Here is a 15,043-nt window from a genome sequence, read left to right as displayed (position 1 = left end):
TATAAACGGAGTCCGCAAGAACCATGAGACGTTCACAACCCGCGCCGCTTTCAGCCTGGCGCCCGCTCAACCTTGACGATTTTCTTCTGGGCGTGCCCCATTATCCCGAACATGTGGACGAAAGCTACTGGCAGCGCGACGCCGACCGGATGAAGGCGGCCGGCTTCAACACCGTTCGTATGGGCGAGTTTGCCTGGCATCTCTGGGAGCCCTATGAGGGCAAGTTCGATTTCGATCTTTTCGACCGGGCCATCGAGGTTCTGGGGGAAACCGGCATCAACACCATCCTGTGCACGCCAACAGCAACGCCGCCGCGCTGGCTGACAGCAAACTATCCCGAAGTCCTGCGCGTGGACCGCAACGGCCGCCGCGCCAGCCACGGTTCCCGTCAGCATTGCGACACGACAAGTCCGGTGCTGCGCCAGCACAGCCGCCGCATCACCAAGGCGATGGCCGACCACTACAAGGACAACCCTTATGTCATCGGCTGGCAGACGGACAATGAGCTGAACACCACGGTCTCGGAATCCTTCTCCGATTCCGCTGCGCTGGAGTTCCGCAATTTCCTGCGGCACAAATACGATACGATCGGTGATCTGAATTTTGCCTGGGGCGGAAATTTCTGGGCGACGGCCTACGATCATTTCGACCAGGTGGTTCTGCCATTTCCGATGGCGCCGTCCTATCTCAGCCCCGGCCATGTGCAGGATTATCACCGCTTCCTTGCCATCGCCACGGCACGATTCCAGTTCGATCAGGTCGAAATTCTGCGCGCCACCAATCAGGACTGGTTCATCTTCCACAACCTCGGCAATCTGACGGATATCGATTTCCGCGGCCAGTTCGGACAGGATCTGGATTTTATCGGCTTCGATATCTATCCGATGCTCTACGACGAATTCCGCCGCACCGGCGGCCACGCGGCAACACAGGCGCTGCAGATGGATGTCTGCCGCAGCTACACCGGCAATTTCATCGTTCCGGAACAGGCATCTGGCCTGGGAAGCCAGCCCTCCTTCACGACCATGAACCCGGAACCCGGTGAAATGCGCAGAATGGCACTGTCATCGGTGGCGCGCGGTGCCGATGGCCTAATGTTCTTCCGCTGGCGTCCGGCGCATTTTGGCGCCGAAATCTACTGGATGGGCATTGTCGACCACGATGATGTCACCCGCCGTCGCTACGAGGAAGCCAAGCAGTTCGCCTCCGACATCCACACCATCAAGGACAAGCTGCTCGGCACATCGGTGCACATCGATCTGGGGATCGCCGGGGCCGATTTCGACAATCAGGAAGCCCACAAGACATATCCGATCGGCCTGCCCTCACCGCTTGAAGATGCCATCGTCATGCATCGCCATTGCTACAAACGTGGCATCGCCTGCGGTTTTGTACATCCGGAAGACGATCTTTCCAAGCTCAAGGCTTTCTATATCCCCCATTGGGTCATGTGGAACAACAATTGGACACCCAAGCTCGAGAGCTATGTGGAAAATGGTGGAACACTGATCGTTGGCGCCATGACCGGCACGCGCGATGAAAACAATCATATCATCCGCGAGCAGGCGCCGGGCGCATCGTTGAGCAAGCTTTCCGGCGTCAAAGTCGAAGAGTTCGGCCGTCTCGTCGCAAAAGGCGGCGAAGGCCTGTTCCAGCGGTCCGGCCCTGAGCAGGGCATGTATGCGCCGCCATCGCCGCTGCCATCCTCGTCTTCGGAGCGAAGATATACGATCGACATCGGCGGCAAGACCATTACGGTTGAACATCTCTATGAACTGCTGGAGCTGTCCGGTGACACGCAGACCATCGGCACATGGTCAAACCGGTTTGCCAAGGATCGCCCGGCCATCACCTCCCGCAAGGTTGGCAAGGGTCGCGTCATCTATGTCGGCACCTATCTGACTGAAGAACTTGCCGGCAGTCTGGACGAACTCGTTCTGTCCCCGGCAGGCATTACACCGCTGGTCGCCGATTTGCCTGAAGGTGTCGAGCTTTCGCTGCGCACCGCCGATGACCGCAAGCTGCTGTTTGTGCTTAATACCCTGGAGACAGCCGCCATCGTGCCGGGTGTTCCAGCCGGAACGGATCTTTTGAGCGGTCGCAAGCTTGATGGCAGCCTGTCGCTTGAGGGCTACGGCTGCGCCGTCATCCACCTCAACTAAAAACGCCTCCCAGAGACGGGATGGCATTGCCGTCCCGAATTGAAGACGGGGAGCGGTATTTCGATACCGTTCCCCGTCTTTTATGATGGGCAAGCGCCATAAGCCGCCTGCCGAATTCATTCTCAATCAGGCGATACTCGAATCGCCCTGCTGCGATCCCGGCCCTTTTTCGAAATTGAACAGCCGCTGCGTCGCAAGGGCTGCGGCCCCCGAACTCCAGAAATTGTCGCGCTCGTCCGGCAGGATCGCCGGTGGCCTGGAGTAGCAGTAGACATCCAGCGCCTCACGCATCGGACCAAACAGCAGATCACCGAAACAGACAGCCTCGCCACCGACCACGATGACCTCCGGATCGACAATATCGACGAATGCCGCCAGATGAATGCCGATATTTTCGCCCGCCTCACGCAGGATCGCTTTGGCGAGCGGCTCGCCCTGCAAGGCAGCATCCCGCATGGAAAAGCGATCATGTTGCGGTCCAAGCCCTTTTTCGGTCCGCCACCGTTCAACGATGACGGGTTCGGCATAATAGGCCTGCAGGCAACCTTTCCGGCCGCATTCACACAATGCGCCGTTCAATTTATGCATCGTATGGCCGAGCTTGCCCGCCTGACCGTGCCCCCCGCGCAGAACGACACCGTTCGAGACCGCCGCGCAGCCGATGCCCACGCCAATCGCAAGCGCGCCGAAGGTATTGTATTGCCGACCGAGCCCGAAAAGGTGATGCGCCAGCGCAAAGGCAATCGTATCGTCCTCCATCCAGACGGGAACCTGAACGCGTTTGTAGAGCATGTCGGCAAACGGCACATTGTCCCAGAAAAAGCGGTGGCTTTTGATGCAGATACCGTTTTCCACATCGATCGTTCCAGGCATGGAAAACCCGATGCCGGTGACAGCACCCGCATCTGTCGGAGCGGCCGTCATCAGATGGCGGATCGCGGTTTCGGCAGCATCCAGAACGCTTTCCGGTGACGGGTCCAGAAAATTGACCGTCACCGTGGAAATGGCTTCAGTCGATAGGTCCGTCAGGATGCACTCCAGGCTGCCGACATTCATCTTGATGCCGATGGCCAGATGACCGGCATAATTGATCGCCAGCGGTATTGGCCGACGCCCGCCCGCGCCGCGCACGGTCTCCCCTTCCACCAGATAATTTTCCGCAATCAGGTCGTTGACGACAAACGTTACCGTCGCACGGCTGAGACCGGTGATCTCGGCAATCTCCACACGGCTTAGCGATCCTTCCCGTCTTAAAAGATTGAGGATCAGACGGCGGTTCATGGCACGCGTCGTACGTTGGTCTATTTTGAGCATTTCAGCTTTCATGATTGCGCGAATACTGCCTCGTTAGCCAAATCACGGCAACTGGGAAGTTGTATTTCCGCTTACAGGCTAACCACAAGCGCTATAACGCATTTTTGACCATACACGCAGAAATCCTAGCCCAATCGGGTCCGTGCACACGGACGGGAATGTCCCGCTGATCTTCATGGAGGTAATCGCCGTATACGTTACTGCCTCCCTTGCCGTTCCTAAGCAGTTTCGCTTCCCGTCGACTGCTAAAGCGTTGCTCACAAAACGTGAATCGTCTGTTGTTAGCTTTCGCCAGATTTCATGATTCCCTTCAATTGGAGGCGTTTGATAGGCAAATCACAATCACAGGATATTCACGAACGCGTGGTGGCCATGGTTGAGGCGGGATATTCCTGTCGTTCGGCCGCCCGCCACTTCGCCATTGGTAACGGCACGGCAATCCACATCATGCAACGCCACTGCACGACGGGAGCGATATCGCCACTCCATCAGGCCCCTCCGGCCACGGCAAGCTCGCGTCCGGAGGGTTCTTTCTGATTGCTCGGGTCAAGACCAAACCCAACATCACCCTGCCGGAACTGGCTGGGATCCCTGACCACATGCGTGGCTCGGTTTCCGCCTTCGCCCCTGTCACGGGCGCTGGTGGCCGAAGAATTCACATATTAAATGGCATCGGAACGCGCACGCGGGCGGTACGGCAGAATCACAAAACGCCGGCCACGCATCCGGCTGGAACCGCACCGTCTTGCCTATATTGACGAAACATCCGTGAACACGAAGATGGTGCCTTTTCGGGGCCGTTGCCCGCGCGGCCACGATTACACATGACTGCGCCGTTCGGACATTGGGGAACGCAGACCTTCATCGCCACCCTCGGATGCTTCGGGCTGACCGCGCCATGGATCATCAACCGCCCCATGAATAGCGCCGCCTTCGATCCTATATTGAAACCCAGCTCGCCCCACCTCTATTGCGCGGCGATGTCATCATCCTCGACAGCCTGGCGTCCAGAAAAGCAAAAAGGCCGCCGAAATCCTGTAGGATCACGGCGCATGGTTCCTCTTCCTGCCACCCTACCCCCGACCTCAATCCGATCGGGATGGCATTCTCCAAAATCACGGCACACCTGCGCACCGCAGAAGCCAGAGGGAATACGAATCTACGTAAAATCGGCGACCCAGACCATGTCGGGTCGATCCGGAATCGGGATGCGGTACGGGTAGACGGGCAAATCGTGGTTGCTGTCCGTCGCGCCAACATAACGCCTGCACGACTTGATCCCCGATCCATTGGCCCGCATTACATAAGCAACATGCTTGTGATTGACGAGATGCCCCGTCGGTGAAGCTCATGCGTCACGCGGTAATATCCATAGCAGGGCAACTCGCCCTGGATGTCCTCAATAATCGTAACATGTTCGGCATCACTGAGATTCGAGGCTCTTGCCGCGGATCGGCAATAGAAAATGATCCTCAGAAGGCCGGTCATTTTTCACCGTCGTCTGACGGAGCAGGTCGCGGGCCGGTGACGATGGAGGGGTCCTCATCGTTCAGTTCGCCGCGACCGAACTGTGTCAGCCAAAACTGGATGAGGTTGGCCGACGCCCCGTAAGTGCGTCATGAGTCATGCCGCCCAGTGATACCGTTTCGGATATCCTGGCAAAGCTGTAGCTTGAATGGCATTGAACGCCATCGATATGCTCCTCTGGATTTCATGAGCCTTATCCGACTGAGGCCCACAGAACGTATCAGTTTTTTCGAGTCCCGTGGCCCAGTCCGAGTGGTTCACTCCAGACCGCGCCTCAGTCGCGAGGCGCATAATCCAGACTGCTATCGATCCTTGCCGGGCGCCCGGCAAGCAAAAGCTCGCCGATGCGCGGCGCCGAACGGGCAATGACCTTACCCCGGCGGAGCACCGCCAGCCGGTTCGGTTTCAGCCGTAGCGCTTCCAGCGTATCCTGCGCCTGGAGGATGACGAGGTCGGCATTGCAGCCGACTTCCAGGCCATAGCCTTCGAGGCCCATCGTCTTTGCCGAATTGACGGTCAACGCGTCGAAGATCTTCTTCTTGTCGTCGATGCCGGCCATCTGCGCGACATGGATGGCCATGTGGCCAACCTCCAGCATGTCGCCCGATCCCATCGAATACCAGGGATCCATGACGCAATCGTGCCCAAAGGAAACATTAAGCCCGGCATCCATCAATTCACGTACGCGGGTCATGCCGCGGCGCTTGGGATAGGTGTCGTGCCGGCCCTGCAGCATAATGTTGATCAGGGGATTGGGAATGACGTTGATCCGCGCTTCCGCCATCAGCGGGATCAGCTTGGAGACGTAGTAGTTGTCCATCGAATGCATCGAGGTCAGATGCGAACCGGCGACGCGGCCTTGAAGGCCGAAGCGGATGGTTTGCGCGGCCAGTGTCTCGATGTGGCGCGACAGGGGATCGTCGGTCTCGTCGCAATGCATGTCCACCGGCAGGCCACGATCGGCGGCGATGCGGCAGAGAGCCTCGACCGAGGCCGTACCATCCCCCATGGTACGCTCGAAATGCGGAATGCCACCAACGATATCGACGCCCATGTCCAGCGCCCGGTTGAATGAACTGATGCCATCGGCTGCGCGATAATAGCCATCCTGTGGGAAGGCGACCAGTTGCAGGTCGATATAGGGTGCGACCTTCTCGCGAACCTCGATCATCGCCTCGACCGTCACCAGTTTCGGATCACTGGTATCGACATGACTGCGAATGAACAGCAGACCTTGCGTCACCGCCAGATCGCAATAGCGCAGGGCACGGTCTACAAGTTCCTCTTTCGTCACGATCGGGCGGAGCTCGCCCCAGAGCGCGATGCCTTCGAGCAATGTGCCGGACACGTTCATGCGCGGCAGGCCGAGGGATAAAGTCGCGTCCATGTGAAAATGCGGATCGACGAAGGGCGGGCTCACCAGCCGTCCGATGGCATCGATTTCCTCCCCCGCCTGCGCCGCGATCGATCTATCGATGGCACTGATCTTGCCGCCCGTGATGCCGATATCGATGCCCTTGCGGCCATCGGGAAGATTTGCGCTGCGGATAATCAGGTCGAACATGGAAACCTCGTTGAGTGAAAGCAATTATCGCTCGCCGCGCCGGTAAGGCTGCATCAGGGCCTGCGGCACGCGGGCGTGGCGGGCCTGACGACAAGCGCGACGATCGACAGAACATAGGGCGTCATCAGGAAGATCTGGTAGGGCACACCGTCGACGGCTGTCTGAAGCCGAAGCTGGAAGGCATCGAAGAAGGCAAAGAGCAATGCGCCGAACAGCGCACGCCCCGGCCGCCAGGAGGCAAAGACGACGAGCACGATGCAGATCCAACCGCGTCCCTGCACCATGGTCGGGAAGAAGCTGCTGAACGCCGACAACGTGAGGAATGCGCCGCCCATGCCCATCAGCGCGCTCGCGGCGATGACTGCGCTCGGCCTTCACCGCTGCGTAGAGTCAGTCGAGGTCGGCCACCGCAGCGCCGAGCGCTTCCTGCCGGCGGCCGAAGATCCAGACGAAGGCGCCCTCCTCGATGAAGCGCTGCGGCGCGGCCGATGCCGGTAGCGCCACCGATGATCACGGCGGTCATTCCATGCAGTATGTTCATGTCATCCATCCTTCTTTGGAGGGTGTCGCCCTCACTTCAATCAAAATGTGGCCGCCTTTTTCCACGAGGTAGGATCGCGTCGAAATTTGCGATCGCGATTCATCAGTCGAACTTGACCAAGTCCTTAAAAATCAGTTGACCCCAGCTATTCCCGCGCGCTTGAACAAGTAGTCCGCCTTCCGAAAGCTCGCCGAGTTTGATCGGCGAGAAACCGAGGTTTTCCGCAAGTGCACCAATCTCCGTTTCGGCGCCGTCATCATCGCTCGCCAGGAACACACTCTCCTGCCACCATGAACGGCCGGGTCTTGGACAAGAACCGCGGCGGCCAAATGATTGAAGCCCTTAACCAGCCTTCCGCCGGAGAAGGCCTGCGCGACGAACCTGGACGAAGGTTGTCCTCCCAGCTCCTCCGGGGACACGCCGTAGGCATTGGTCACATCGACGATGATCTTCCCCTGCCAGGTGAGCAGCGCCTTCGCGACATCCTGATGCGACTCAAAACGGACAGCCAAAAACACGACGTCCGCCTTGACCGCTTCCGCCAGTTTTCTGGGAATGATTGTGGGGCCGATTGCGGCCGCAGCGGAGCGAGAGATGCCAGCAGCGCTGCAAGGACGATCGCGTTAGGTGCGGGATCGTCGCTTGCAAGCTGTAGAGACAATCGTCGAGAGGCAGAAGAGTGTGTCGACGGAAGGCAATAATCATCGCCTCGTCGTCACCGGACAGGACCGTGGACTTCGGTTCGCTTGGACCGGTCGGCAGATCTGCAACCGAGGTTCGCTTCTTCCATTTGGCAACGGTCTTCTGGTTTATGCCGCATCGCCGTCTCCCGCCTTTAAACGCTGTGCGCGCCTTTGTCGCGGCCGCCAGGCATGCTAGTTTCACCGTTGCGGCGGCCGAACTGGGCGTCACCCATGGCGCGGTCAGCCGCCAGATCAAACAGCTTGAACAGCATCTCGGTGTGCCGCTTTTTACGCGGGGCATCCGGCAAATTACCTTGACCTCCTCCGGTCGCGAGCTTTTTGCCGGGATGGCTCCGGCGCTGGAGCGGATCGCTACGACAGCCGCGGCTGTGGCAAAATCCGCACCCGGATCGAGCCTGCGCATCAATGTGCGGGCGAGTTTTGCCGCGCGCTGGCTTATTCCACAGCTGCCTCGTTTTATCCGCGATTATCCGCATATCACGCCGCAGGTGATCACCAGCACCGTTGAACCCGAGCGCCTGAACCGGGATGGATTTGATATTGTCATCCGGCGTGGCACGGCGGGATGGCCGGTCGATCTTCAACCGCAGGCCTTTCTCTCCGACCGCGCCTATCTTGTCGCGGCCCCCTCTTTGATCGAGAAGGAGCCGGTGCGGAGCGTTGAGGACCTCAAACAACATGTTTTTCTGCATAGCGAGACCCGCGAGGAGGATTGGCGCAGATGGCTACGTTTCGCAGACGCCGAAAAGCTGACGCCGTCTGGCGAGATGCGCTTCGACCATCTTGATTTTGCGCTCAGGGCAGCGGCGGACGGCTTGGGAATTGCTGTCGGACCAGCCAGCCTGGTCGCCAACGACCTGATGGCCGCACGGTTGTGCCATGTCCTGCCCGGCATCGTGCAGCCGCTCGATCCCTATTATGTCGTGGCTGCCGATCCAGCCAATGTCGCCGCCTCGGCTTTCATACAGTGGGTTTCGACGGAACCATTGGATGCCTCTCGACTGATCAAGTGAAGCATCCACCATAGACTTCGCAGTGCTGGGCGTTCCCGCTTCCAGAAGGCCCGCAGGCATCCACCTGACAATTGCGAACCTCACCATCGAGTGCCCGCTTGAATCCATCAATGCGCGTCATATGGGATTTTTGACCTATATAATTTGGCGTCGCTGTTGATTATGGGATAGCCCACCCTTCCGAGGACATGGAGTATGATGTCCCGTCAGTAAAGAAAGGGCTCTTCAAGAATTGCGTCTCCCCACGGCGTCATGATCTCGGTTGCGCCGCAATTGCGCCCATCGGCACGCATGACGCCGACCGGCACACCGAAGGCATATGGATGCACGGTTCTTTTGGCGCGTTGGGTTGGCGCTATGTCAGCCAGCGCCGTGGAAATCCCGGCCGGCAAATCCTCGTCGGCGATAATCTGTGAAACGCCGCTCACATCGATACGCGGGTGGTGAAATGCCTCCTCAAGCGTCATACCGAAATCGACCATATAGCTCGTCAGAGCAGTCACCGCAGGCAGAATCTTGCGTCCTCCCGCAGCTCCGATGGCAAACATCCGTCCCTTATGCTCACCGATCGTCGGGCAGACGTTCATCAGGCAAGCCTTGCCCGGCGCCAGCGAATTCGGTTTGCCGGGTTCCGGGTCGAACCACATGATCCCGTTGTTCATCAGCATGCCGGTCGAAGGCGAGACGACACGGCTGCCAAACTTCGACAGGAGCGTCTGTGTGACATTCACCATGTTTCCGGCCTTGTCCACGACGCTGAACGAGGTCGTGCAGGCGGGGGCCTCGACATGTCCGCCCTCATCCCCCGCATGGCTCAGACGGTGCCGGTAGGCGTCCCGCAAGGCTCTTGCCATTGTCGCATAGCTGTTTGCGTCAGGTTTCTTACCGGGAATAAACCCACGCTCCATCCGCTGCAATGTCGCCACGAGATCTGCACCCGCGCTGAGCCCCGACGGGGCATGGATCACGGCATCGCGATAGGTCATCGTCCGGGTCTGGCAGGCGCTGGCACGGTAGGTCGCGAGATCCTCCGCCGAAAGCCGGTTGCCCTTTTCAGCCATGTCCGTCACCAGCGCGTCGGCCAGTTGGCCTTCGTAGAAGTCCCGAGGGCCGGCCTCGGCGAGACGCTGCAACGTGGCGGCCATCACAGACTGGTCCAGACGGCTTTCGCTGATATCGGTCCACCCCGCGATGTTGGGCCATTGCCCATCGACAAGGAACATCTTCGCCGCGTCCTTGTCCTTTGCCAGTTGCCGCGTTACGGCAGCAATCATCAGCGATGCGTACCAGTCGATCAGCATGCCTTTCCTCGCCAACTCGACAGCCGGCTGCAGCAGCTCTGCCCACGGTCGGGTCGCATAGCGCCGATGCGCAAGCTCCATGCCCGCGACCGTGCCGGGAACCGCAACGGACAGAGGACCGAAGATGTTGCGATCGTCCTTCACACGGGTCCAGGTGAAAAGATCCGAGACCCCGCCTTCGATGACCGTGGGGTAATCCGACATTTGCAGGCCGCGCGGCGCGCGCATGCCGAATTCGATGGTCTCGGCACGTTGTTCGCCCGCGCGCCAGAGTGTCATCATCCCGCCGCCCATCGGGCCACTCATCCATGGTTCGACAACACCGATCGCGAACGAGGTGGCGATCGCCGCGTCTATCGCGTCTCCACCTTCAGCCAGAACCTTCGCGCCGACCTCCGCAGCGGTCCGGTGATGGGCGGCAACAACTCCGCCATCTGTCCAGACGACGTCCTTGGTTATGCGCTGCGTTGTCGAAAAGCTGCTCATGGATCGGTCCCCTTCAACCTGTCCTATGCGGGTCTGCGGCATCAATCGTCCTGTGGCACATAGGCGATGGCTTCGATCTCAAGGCCGCAATCCATGGGCGTCCGGCCAGCCTGCAGACGCGCGCGGGCAGGCAGCATGTCGGGACTGGAGAAATATTTGACGTAGACCTTCTCGAATTCTTCCGCCTGGTTCTGGTCGCGCAGCCACACATTGGTCTTCAGCAGGCAATCCATGTTGGAACCGGCTGCCTCGACCAGTTTCTTGATATTCTCCATGATGATTTCCACCTGACGCGGAAACGGCGTGTCCGGCATCGGGGGCACTTTGGTGCCCCTGGCCCGTGCTTCAGCCACCTGCGCGCAGAATGTTGCATCGAAGGGGGCAAGACCGGAGAGATAAAGCATGTTGCCGTAACGAACGCAGAGATTGTAGGCGCCGCCATTTTCGGGAACGTCCGCTCTGATGATTTCCTTGTGCATCGATCTCATTCCTTTTCGTTGGATGTTGACGTTTTGAATTTGCAGGCAAGGTTCCATGAGCCTGATCGGGGATTTCATGTTGTCTTGCGGCGGTGAAGCATTTGGACCATGCTGCGTGCGACCACGGGACCGAGCACTGCGACCGCAAAAAGCCGCAACGTCTGCAATGTCATGATGAAGGTCAGATCGGCATTGGCATTGACGGCAATCAGGGCGATGGAGTCGATGCTGCCGGGTACGGTCGCAAGCAATGCGCTCATCAGATCCACCTGCGCAATCACCGACAGTGCGGCGCCCGAAAATGCGCACAACGCCATCAACAGGAACGACGCTCCGATCAGCGAGGGCAGTGCGCGGGCGCCTGCACGCAGGATGTCGGGTGTCATACGCAGCCCGATATGGGCCCCGAAGGCGAGAAAGGCCAGCGCCAACAGCCAGCCGGGTACGGCTACATTGATGTCTTCCAACCGAAGCGCTGCCGCAACCATGAGGGGCAGAAGCGATGCCGCCGAGGGAAGCCAGCGCAGGCGGCGTGCCGCCAGCATCCCCAGCACAGCCAGACCCAGCACCCAGGCGACCGATCCGGAATCGGGTGATGGTCCGGGTGCAATATGCGGCACCGCTGCACCGACGATGAACATTGCGGCCACGACCATCGTTGCGATAACCACCATCAGGCGCACCGTCTGGATCAGCCCCACCAACCGGCTGTCCAGCCCTTGATCATGCGCGATCGCGATGACTGTCCCCGACATGCCCGGCAGAAAGCCCCAGATCGAAACTTCGCTATCGATTCCTGTCATCCGGCCCGATAGCCAGCCCACGAGACAGGACGCGGCAAAGGTCAGGGTCACGAAGAGGATGACGATGGGCCAGATATCGCCCATCCGGGCCAGCATCGCGGCGTCGAGATGGCTCGCGATCAGGCAACCTGCGATGCCCTGTGCCATCCGGTGAAGAACGCCCGGGATCTGGATCGTGCAATTTGCCCGCACCATGACGATCCCGACCAGCATTGGCCCAATCATCAATGCCGCAGGGAGAGAAAGTGCCTGCAGGAGTTGACCTGCCATCAATCCGGCGATCAGCAAAATAACCCATTGCACGGCGCCTGGGAATGTACCGATCTTCATGACCGATCTTTCAAAACGCGGGACGGGGCCTGATCGGCTGCGGTGAAACTGGCCGCAGGCGCGCTTTCCCGGAAAATTACGATATGGATGAGAATACCGGCGCGATCAGACACCAGGACGTGCCTCGACCCCGGCTGCGCGAAGTCGGTCCTCGACGGCGGCGGCCTGACGCAACAGAAGAGCATCTTGTCCGGGCCGGGCAACGAGCTGGATACCGACAGGCAACCCTGCCGGGCCGAAGCCAGCCGGCACGGTCACACAGGGGCATCCCAGCAACGTCCAGCGGATATTGTAGGTCGCGGGGCCGGTTTTTGCATGGCCAAGAGGCGCCTCACCGGGCGCCGAAGGGGTGATGACGAAGTCCGCATCGCCAAACACCGCGTCCAGATCCGCCAGCGCCCTGTCCCGTGCCGCGATCCCCTCCTGCCAGCGGGCAAAGGTAATCCCGTCATGACGCCGAAGGAACGCATGGGTCTCCGGACGCAGTTGTTCCCAGTGCAGATCCCGATCGACGCCGAGGGATGCCGAGGCCTCCCAGGCAAAGACATCGTCCTGCGCAGAGCCCAATCCTTCCCACCAGCCCGGCACGGCACGGAAGGTGACCGAACCGAGGATGGACGCCGCCCTTTCGAGCGGCATGAAATCGGCGGCCGGATCGTGAACCGGCAGAAACAGTCCCATGGGCTCCAACGGCAGCAATCCATCCGGTGCCAATGTCTCCGGAGCCAGTTCGGCCCGCCTCATGCACACCGAGACGAGCAAGGCAAGGTCACGCACGTCGCGCGCCATCGGGCCGACCACATCGAGCGTGGCCGAAAGGGGTTTGACGCCGAAAGTTTCGATCAGCCGGGGTGACGGCTTCATTGCCGCAACCCCGCAATAGGCTGCGGGCCTGATCGTCGAACCGGATGTCTGCGTGCCCAGCCCCATCAGGATCAGCCCTGCCCCAAGCGCCGCCGCAGTGCCACTGGAGGAGCCGCCGGGCGTGCGTGCAGCATCGAATGGATTGACGGTCAAGCCGGGGGCAGCCGTGGCAAATTCCGTGGAGACGGTTTTGCCCATCATCACCGCGCCTGCCCGCCGCACCAGATGGACCACCGGCGCATCGCGGCACGGCTGCCAGCCCGGATAGGCCGCCGAGCCATATCCGGTCGGCATGTCGGCGGTATCGATGACATCCTTGATTCCGAAGGGCACACCGGCCAACGGCCCCTGCCCTGCCGAGACAGCCAGGGCGCGCACCTGGTCGGGGGCGTGATGGATGAAAGCGCGCAGCGCCGGTTCGACGGTTGCGATACGGTCCAGCCAGATCTCGGTCACGGCTTCGGCCCGAAGCTTGCCCGAAGCGACGGCTTTGGCAATGGCGCGGGCGCTCATCCCGGCGATCTCGGCTGCAGAATATATCGAAGGAAGCAGGCTCATCGTTTGACCTCGTTGATTTGCGGGCGACGTCTGGCCCACGGACTGGCCATTTCGAGTTGGCCCGCCAGACTGAAAAGGAGCGCCTCAGCGCCGTAGGCAGCACCGAACTGGACACCGACGGGCAAGCCCGTTTCAGTCCAGTGCAGCGGCACGCTCATCGCCGGGCAACCGGAAGCATTGAAGACAGCCGTCAGCGGCGCGTGCGCCCAGAACCGCTCGAAGAACGCGTCGACACTCATACCTTCGCCCGAAAGCCAGCCGAGTTTAGGCGCCACTTCGGCGGTGGTGGGCGAGAGATAGATGTCATAATCCGAGAAATAGCGGCCCATGGCCCGGCTCGACTGGTGCAGTGCACTCACGGCCCCGAGATAGTCGGTGCCCGAAATCTCATCGCCTTTCCGGACCCATTCCGCATTCACGGGCTCAAGCATTGCCAGCGGGCTTTCGATGCCCCGTGCCGCAGCCAGTCCGCGAACGCCGCGCGACACCGAGACGGCGGAAATGGTAAACCACACATTCTTTATGGCTTCCCGATCGTATTGCGGAGCGGCCAGTTCGACGTGATGACCGAGACTTTCGCAAAGACGCGCCGCCGCCTCGACAGCGGCGCGGCAATCCGCGTTGCCTGTCACTTCCATGCCGATACGCAAGGCGCGTGGCGGGCGCGAAACAGCGTCGAGAAAACTGCCTTCGACCGGTGGGGAAGCCCAGGGATCGCCGATATCGGCCCCATGGGTAGCATCCAGCATCATGGCGTTATCGCGAACCGAGCGGCTGATCGCATGTGGCGTCGACATGCCTGCGATGCCTTCGGCCAGAGCCGGACCGGAAGGGTTGCGCAATCTCGACGGCTTCATGCCGAACACGCCGCAATGCGCTGCCGGAACACGGATCGAACCCGCACCATCAGAACATTGCGACATCGGCACGATACCCGCCGCCACGACGGCCGCAGCTCCCCCGGAAGACCCTCCGGGCGTGCGGCTCAAATCCCACGGATTGCGTGCAGGGCCATGAAAACGGCCCTCGGTGGTAAAGCTGAGCGCCAGTTCCGGCGTATTCGTGCGTCCGGCAAAGACGAACCCCGCCTGGCGCAGGCGGGTACCGAGCGTGCTGTCGGCGGGGCTGATCACCTCAGCGTGCAGACGCGAGCCAGAGGTGAGCGGCACCCCCTTCACGGCAACACCGGTATCCTTCAGGAGGAGCGGCACGCCCGCGAAGAGGCCGTCCAGCGCCTCCGGCATCACCATCTCGAATTCATGCACGACAGCGTTCAAGATCGGATTCAGCGCGGCAATCCGTGCCTGCGTCTGTCTGACGAAGTAGTCAGGTGCAACCTCACGCCGCCGCACAAGCTCAGCCATACCGAACGCATCAAGATTGTCTTCGTCCATCGG

The 15,043-nt window shown here is 60.3% G+C and carries 9 protein-coding genes and 4 pseudogenes; 2 read left to right on the top strand and 11 right to left on the bottom strand.

From position 1 onward, the window contains the following. Positions 1 to 23: 23 nt before the first annotated feature. Positions 24 to 2,162: a beta-galactosidase gene (locus ADU59_RS09645; protein ID WP_068953886.1), complete on the top strand. Its 2,139-nt coding sequence runs from the start codon at positions 24 to 26 to the stop codon at positions 2,160 to 2,162. 126 nt (positions 2,163 to 2,288) lie between these two features. Here the strand turns inward: ADU59_RS09645 and ADU59_RS09640 are convergent, their stop codons facing one another. From ADU59_RS09640 to ADU59_RS29600, 6 genes and pseudogenes are all read right to left on the bottom strand, one after another. Further along, positions 2,289 to 3,443 carry an ROK family transcriptional regulator gene (locus ADU59_RS09640; protein ID WP_083198200.1) on the bottom strand — a complete coding sequence of 385 codons (1,155 nt, stop codon included), beginning with the start codon at positions 3,441 to 3,443 and terminating at the stop codon, positions 2,289 to 2,291. A gap of 1,834 nt (positions 3,444 to 5,277) precedes the next feature. Next, positions 5,278 to 6,567, bottom strand: coding sequence for an amidohydrolase family protein (locus tag ADU59_RS09630; protein WP_068954127.1), 1,290 nt, complete (start codon positions 6,565 to 6,567; stop codon positions 5,278 to 5,280). A gap of 24 nt (positions 6,568 to 6,591) precedes the next feature. After that, positions 6,592 to 6,941, bottom strand: a pseudogene (locus ADU59_RS09625) (ABC transporter permease); the annotation flags it as partial. Between the two features lie 22 nt (positions 6,942 to 6,963). Then, positions 6,964 to 7,108 (bottom strand): annotated as a pseudogene (locus ADU59_RS29605) (oxidoreductase); the annotation flags it as partial. A gap of 102 nt (positions 7,109 to 7,210) precedes the next feature. Further along, positions 7,211 to 7,695: pseudogene (locus ADU59_RS09620) on the bottom strand (NADPH-dependent F420 reductase); the annotation flags it as partial. A gap of 13 nt (positions 7,696 to 7,708) precedes the next feature. Beyond that, positions 7,709 to 7,930: pseudogene (locus ADU59_RS29600) on the bottom strand (IS481 family transposase); the annotation flags it as partial. Here ADU59_RS29600 and ADU59_RS09615 point away from each other — a divergent pair. Further along, positions 7,920 to 8,825 carry a LysR substrate-binding domain-containing protein gene (locus ADU59_RS09615; RefSeq protein WP_068954126.1) on the top strand — a complete coding sequence of 302 codons (906 nt, stop codon included), beginning with the start codon at positions 7,920 to 7,922 and terminating at the stop codon, positions 8,823 to 8,825. The pseudogene ADU59_RS29600 and the gene ADU59_RS09615 overlap by 11 nt on opposite strands. Positions 8,826 to 9,031: 206 nt before the next feature. Here the strand turns inward: ADU59_RS09615 and ADU59_RS09610 are convergent, their stop codons facing one another. From ADU59_RS09610 to ADU59_RS09590, 5 genes are all read right to left on the bottom strand, one after another. Beyond that, positions 9,032 to 10,612 (bottom strand): gamma-glutamyltransferase, encoded by a 1,581-nt coding sequence (locus ADU59_RS09610; RefSeq protein WP_068953883.1) that lies wholly within the window; start codon positions 10,610 to 10,612, stop codon positions 9,032 to 9,034. 41 nt (positions 10,613 to 10,653) lie between these two features. After that, positions 10,654 to 11,091: a RidA family protein gene (locus ADU59_RS09605; protein ID WP_158515714.1), complete on the bottom strand. Its 438-nt coding sequence runs from the start codon at positions 11,089 to 11,091 to the stop codon at positions 10,654 to 10,656. Between the two features lie 74 nt (positions 11,092 to 11,165). Then, on the bottom strand, positions 11,166 to 12,182 hold the full coding sequence (locus tag ADU59_RS09600; protein WP_244506386.1) for an AbrB family transcriptional regulator: 1,017 nt from the start codon (positions 12,180 to 12,182) through the stop codon (positions 11,166 to 11,168). A gap of 147 nt (positions 12,183 to 12,329) precedes the next feature. Beyond that, entirely contained in the window at positions 12,330 to 13,646 is a 1,317-nt protein-coding gene (locus ADU59_RS09595) for an amidase (RefSeq protein ID WP_068953880.1), read from the bottom strand. Further along, the gene (locus ADU59_RS09590) at positions 13,643 to 15,040 is read right to left on the bottom strand and encodes an amidase (RefSeq protein WP_068953879.1); all 1,398 of its coding nucleotides are present in this window, start codon (positions 15,038 to 15,040) and stop codon (positions 13,643 to 13,645) included. Before ADU59_RS09590 ends, ADU59_RS09595 begins: the two co-directional genes overlap by 4 nt. Positions 15,041 to 15,043: the final 3 nt, after the last annotated feature.

Source organism: Pararhizobium polonicum (assembly GCF_001687365.1).
Classification (GTDB): domain Bacteria; phylum Pseudomonadota; class Alphaproteobacteria; order Rhizobiales; family Rhizobiaceae; genus Pararhizobium; species Pararhizobium polonicum.
This window is presented reverse-complemented; position numbering and strand designations above follow the sequence as displayed.

Coding starts and splice junctions, on each gene's coding strand:
- ADU59_RS09645 (WP_068953886.1), top strand. CDS start 24: ATGAGACGTTCACAACCCGCGCCGCTTTCAGCCTGGCGCCCGCTCAAC.
- ADU59_RS09640 (WP_083198200.1), bottom strand. CDS start 3,443: ATGAACCGCCGTCTGATCCTCAATCTTTTAAGACGGGAAGGATCGCTA.
- ADU59_RS09630 (WP_068954127.1), bottom strand. CDS start 6,567: ATGTTCGACCTGATTATCCGCAGCGCAAATCTTCCCGATGGCCGCAAG.
- ADU59_RS09615 (WP_068954126.1), top strand. CDS start 7,920: ATGCCGCATCGCCGTCTCCCGCCTTTAAACGCTGTGCGCGCCTTTGTC.
- ADU59_RS09610 (WP_068953883.1), bottom strand. CDS start 10,612: ATGAGCAGCTTTTCGACAACGCAGCGCATAACCAAGGACGTCGTCTGG.
- ADU59_RS09605 (WP_158515714.1), bottom strand. CDS start 11,091: ATGCACAAGGAAATCATCAGAGCGGACGTTCCCGAAAATGGCGGCGCC.
- ADU59_RS09595 (WP_068953880.1), bottom strand. CDS start 13,646: ATGAGCCTGCTTCCTTCGATATATTCTGCAGCCGAGATCGCCGGGATG.
- ADU59_RS09590 (WP_068953879.1), bottom strand. CDS start 15,040: ATGGACGAAGACAATCTTGATGCGTTCGGTATGGCTGAGCTTGTGCGG.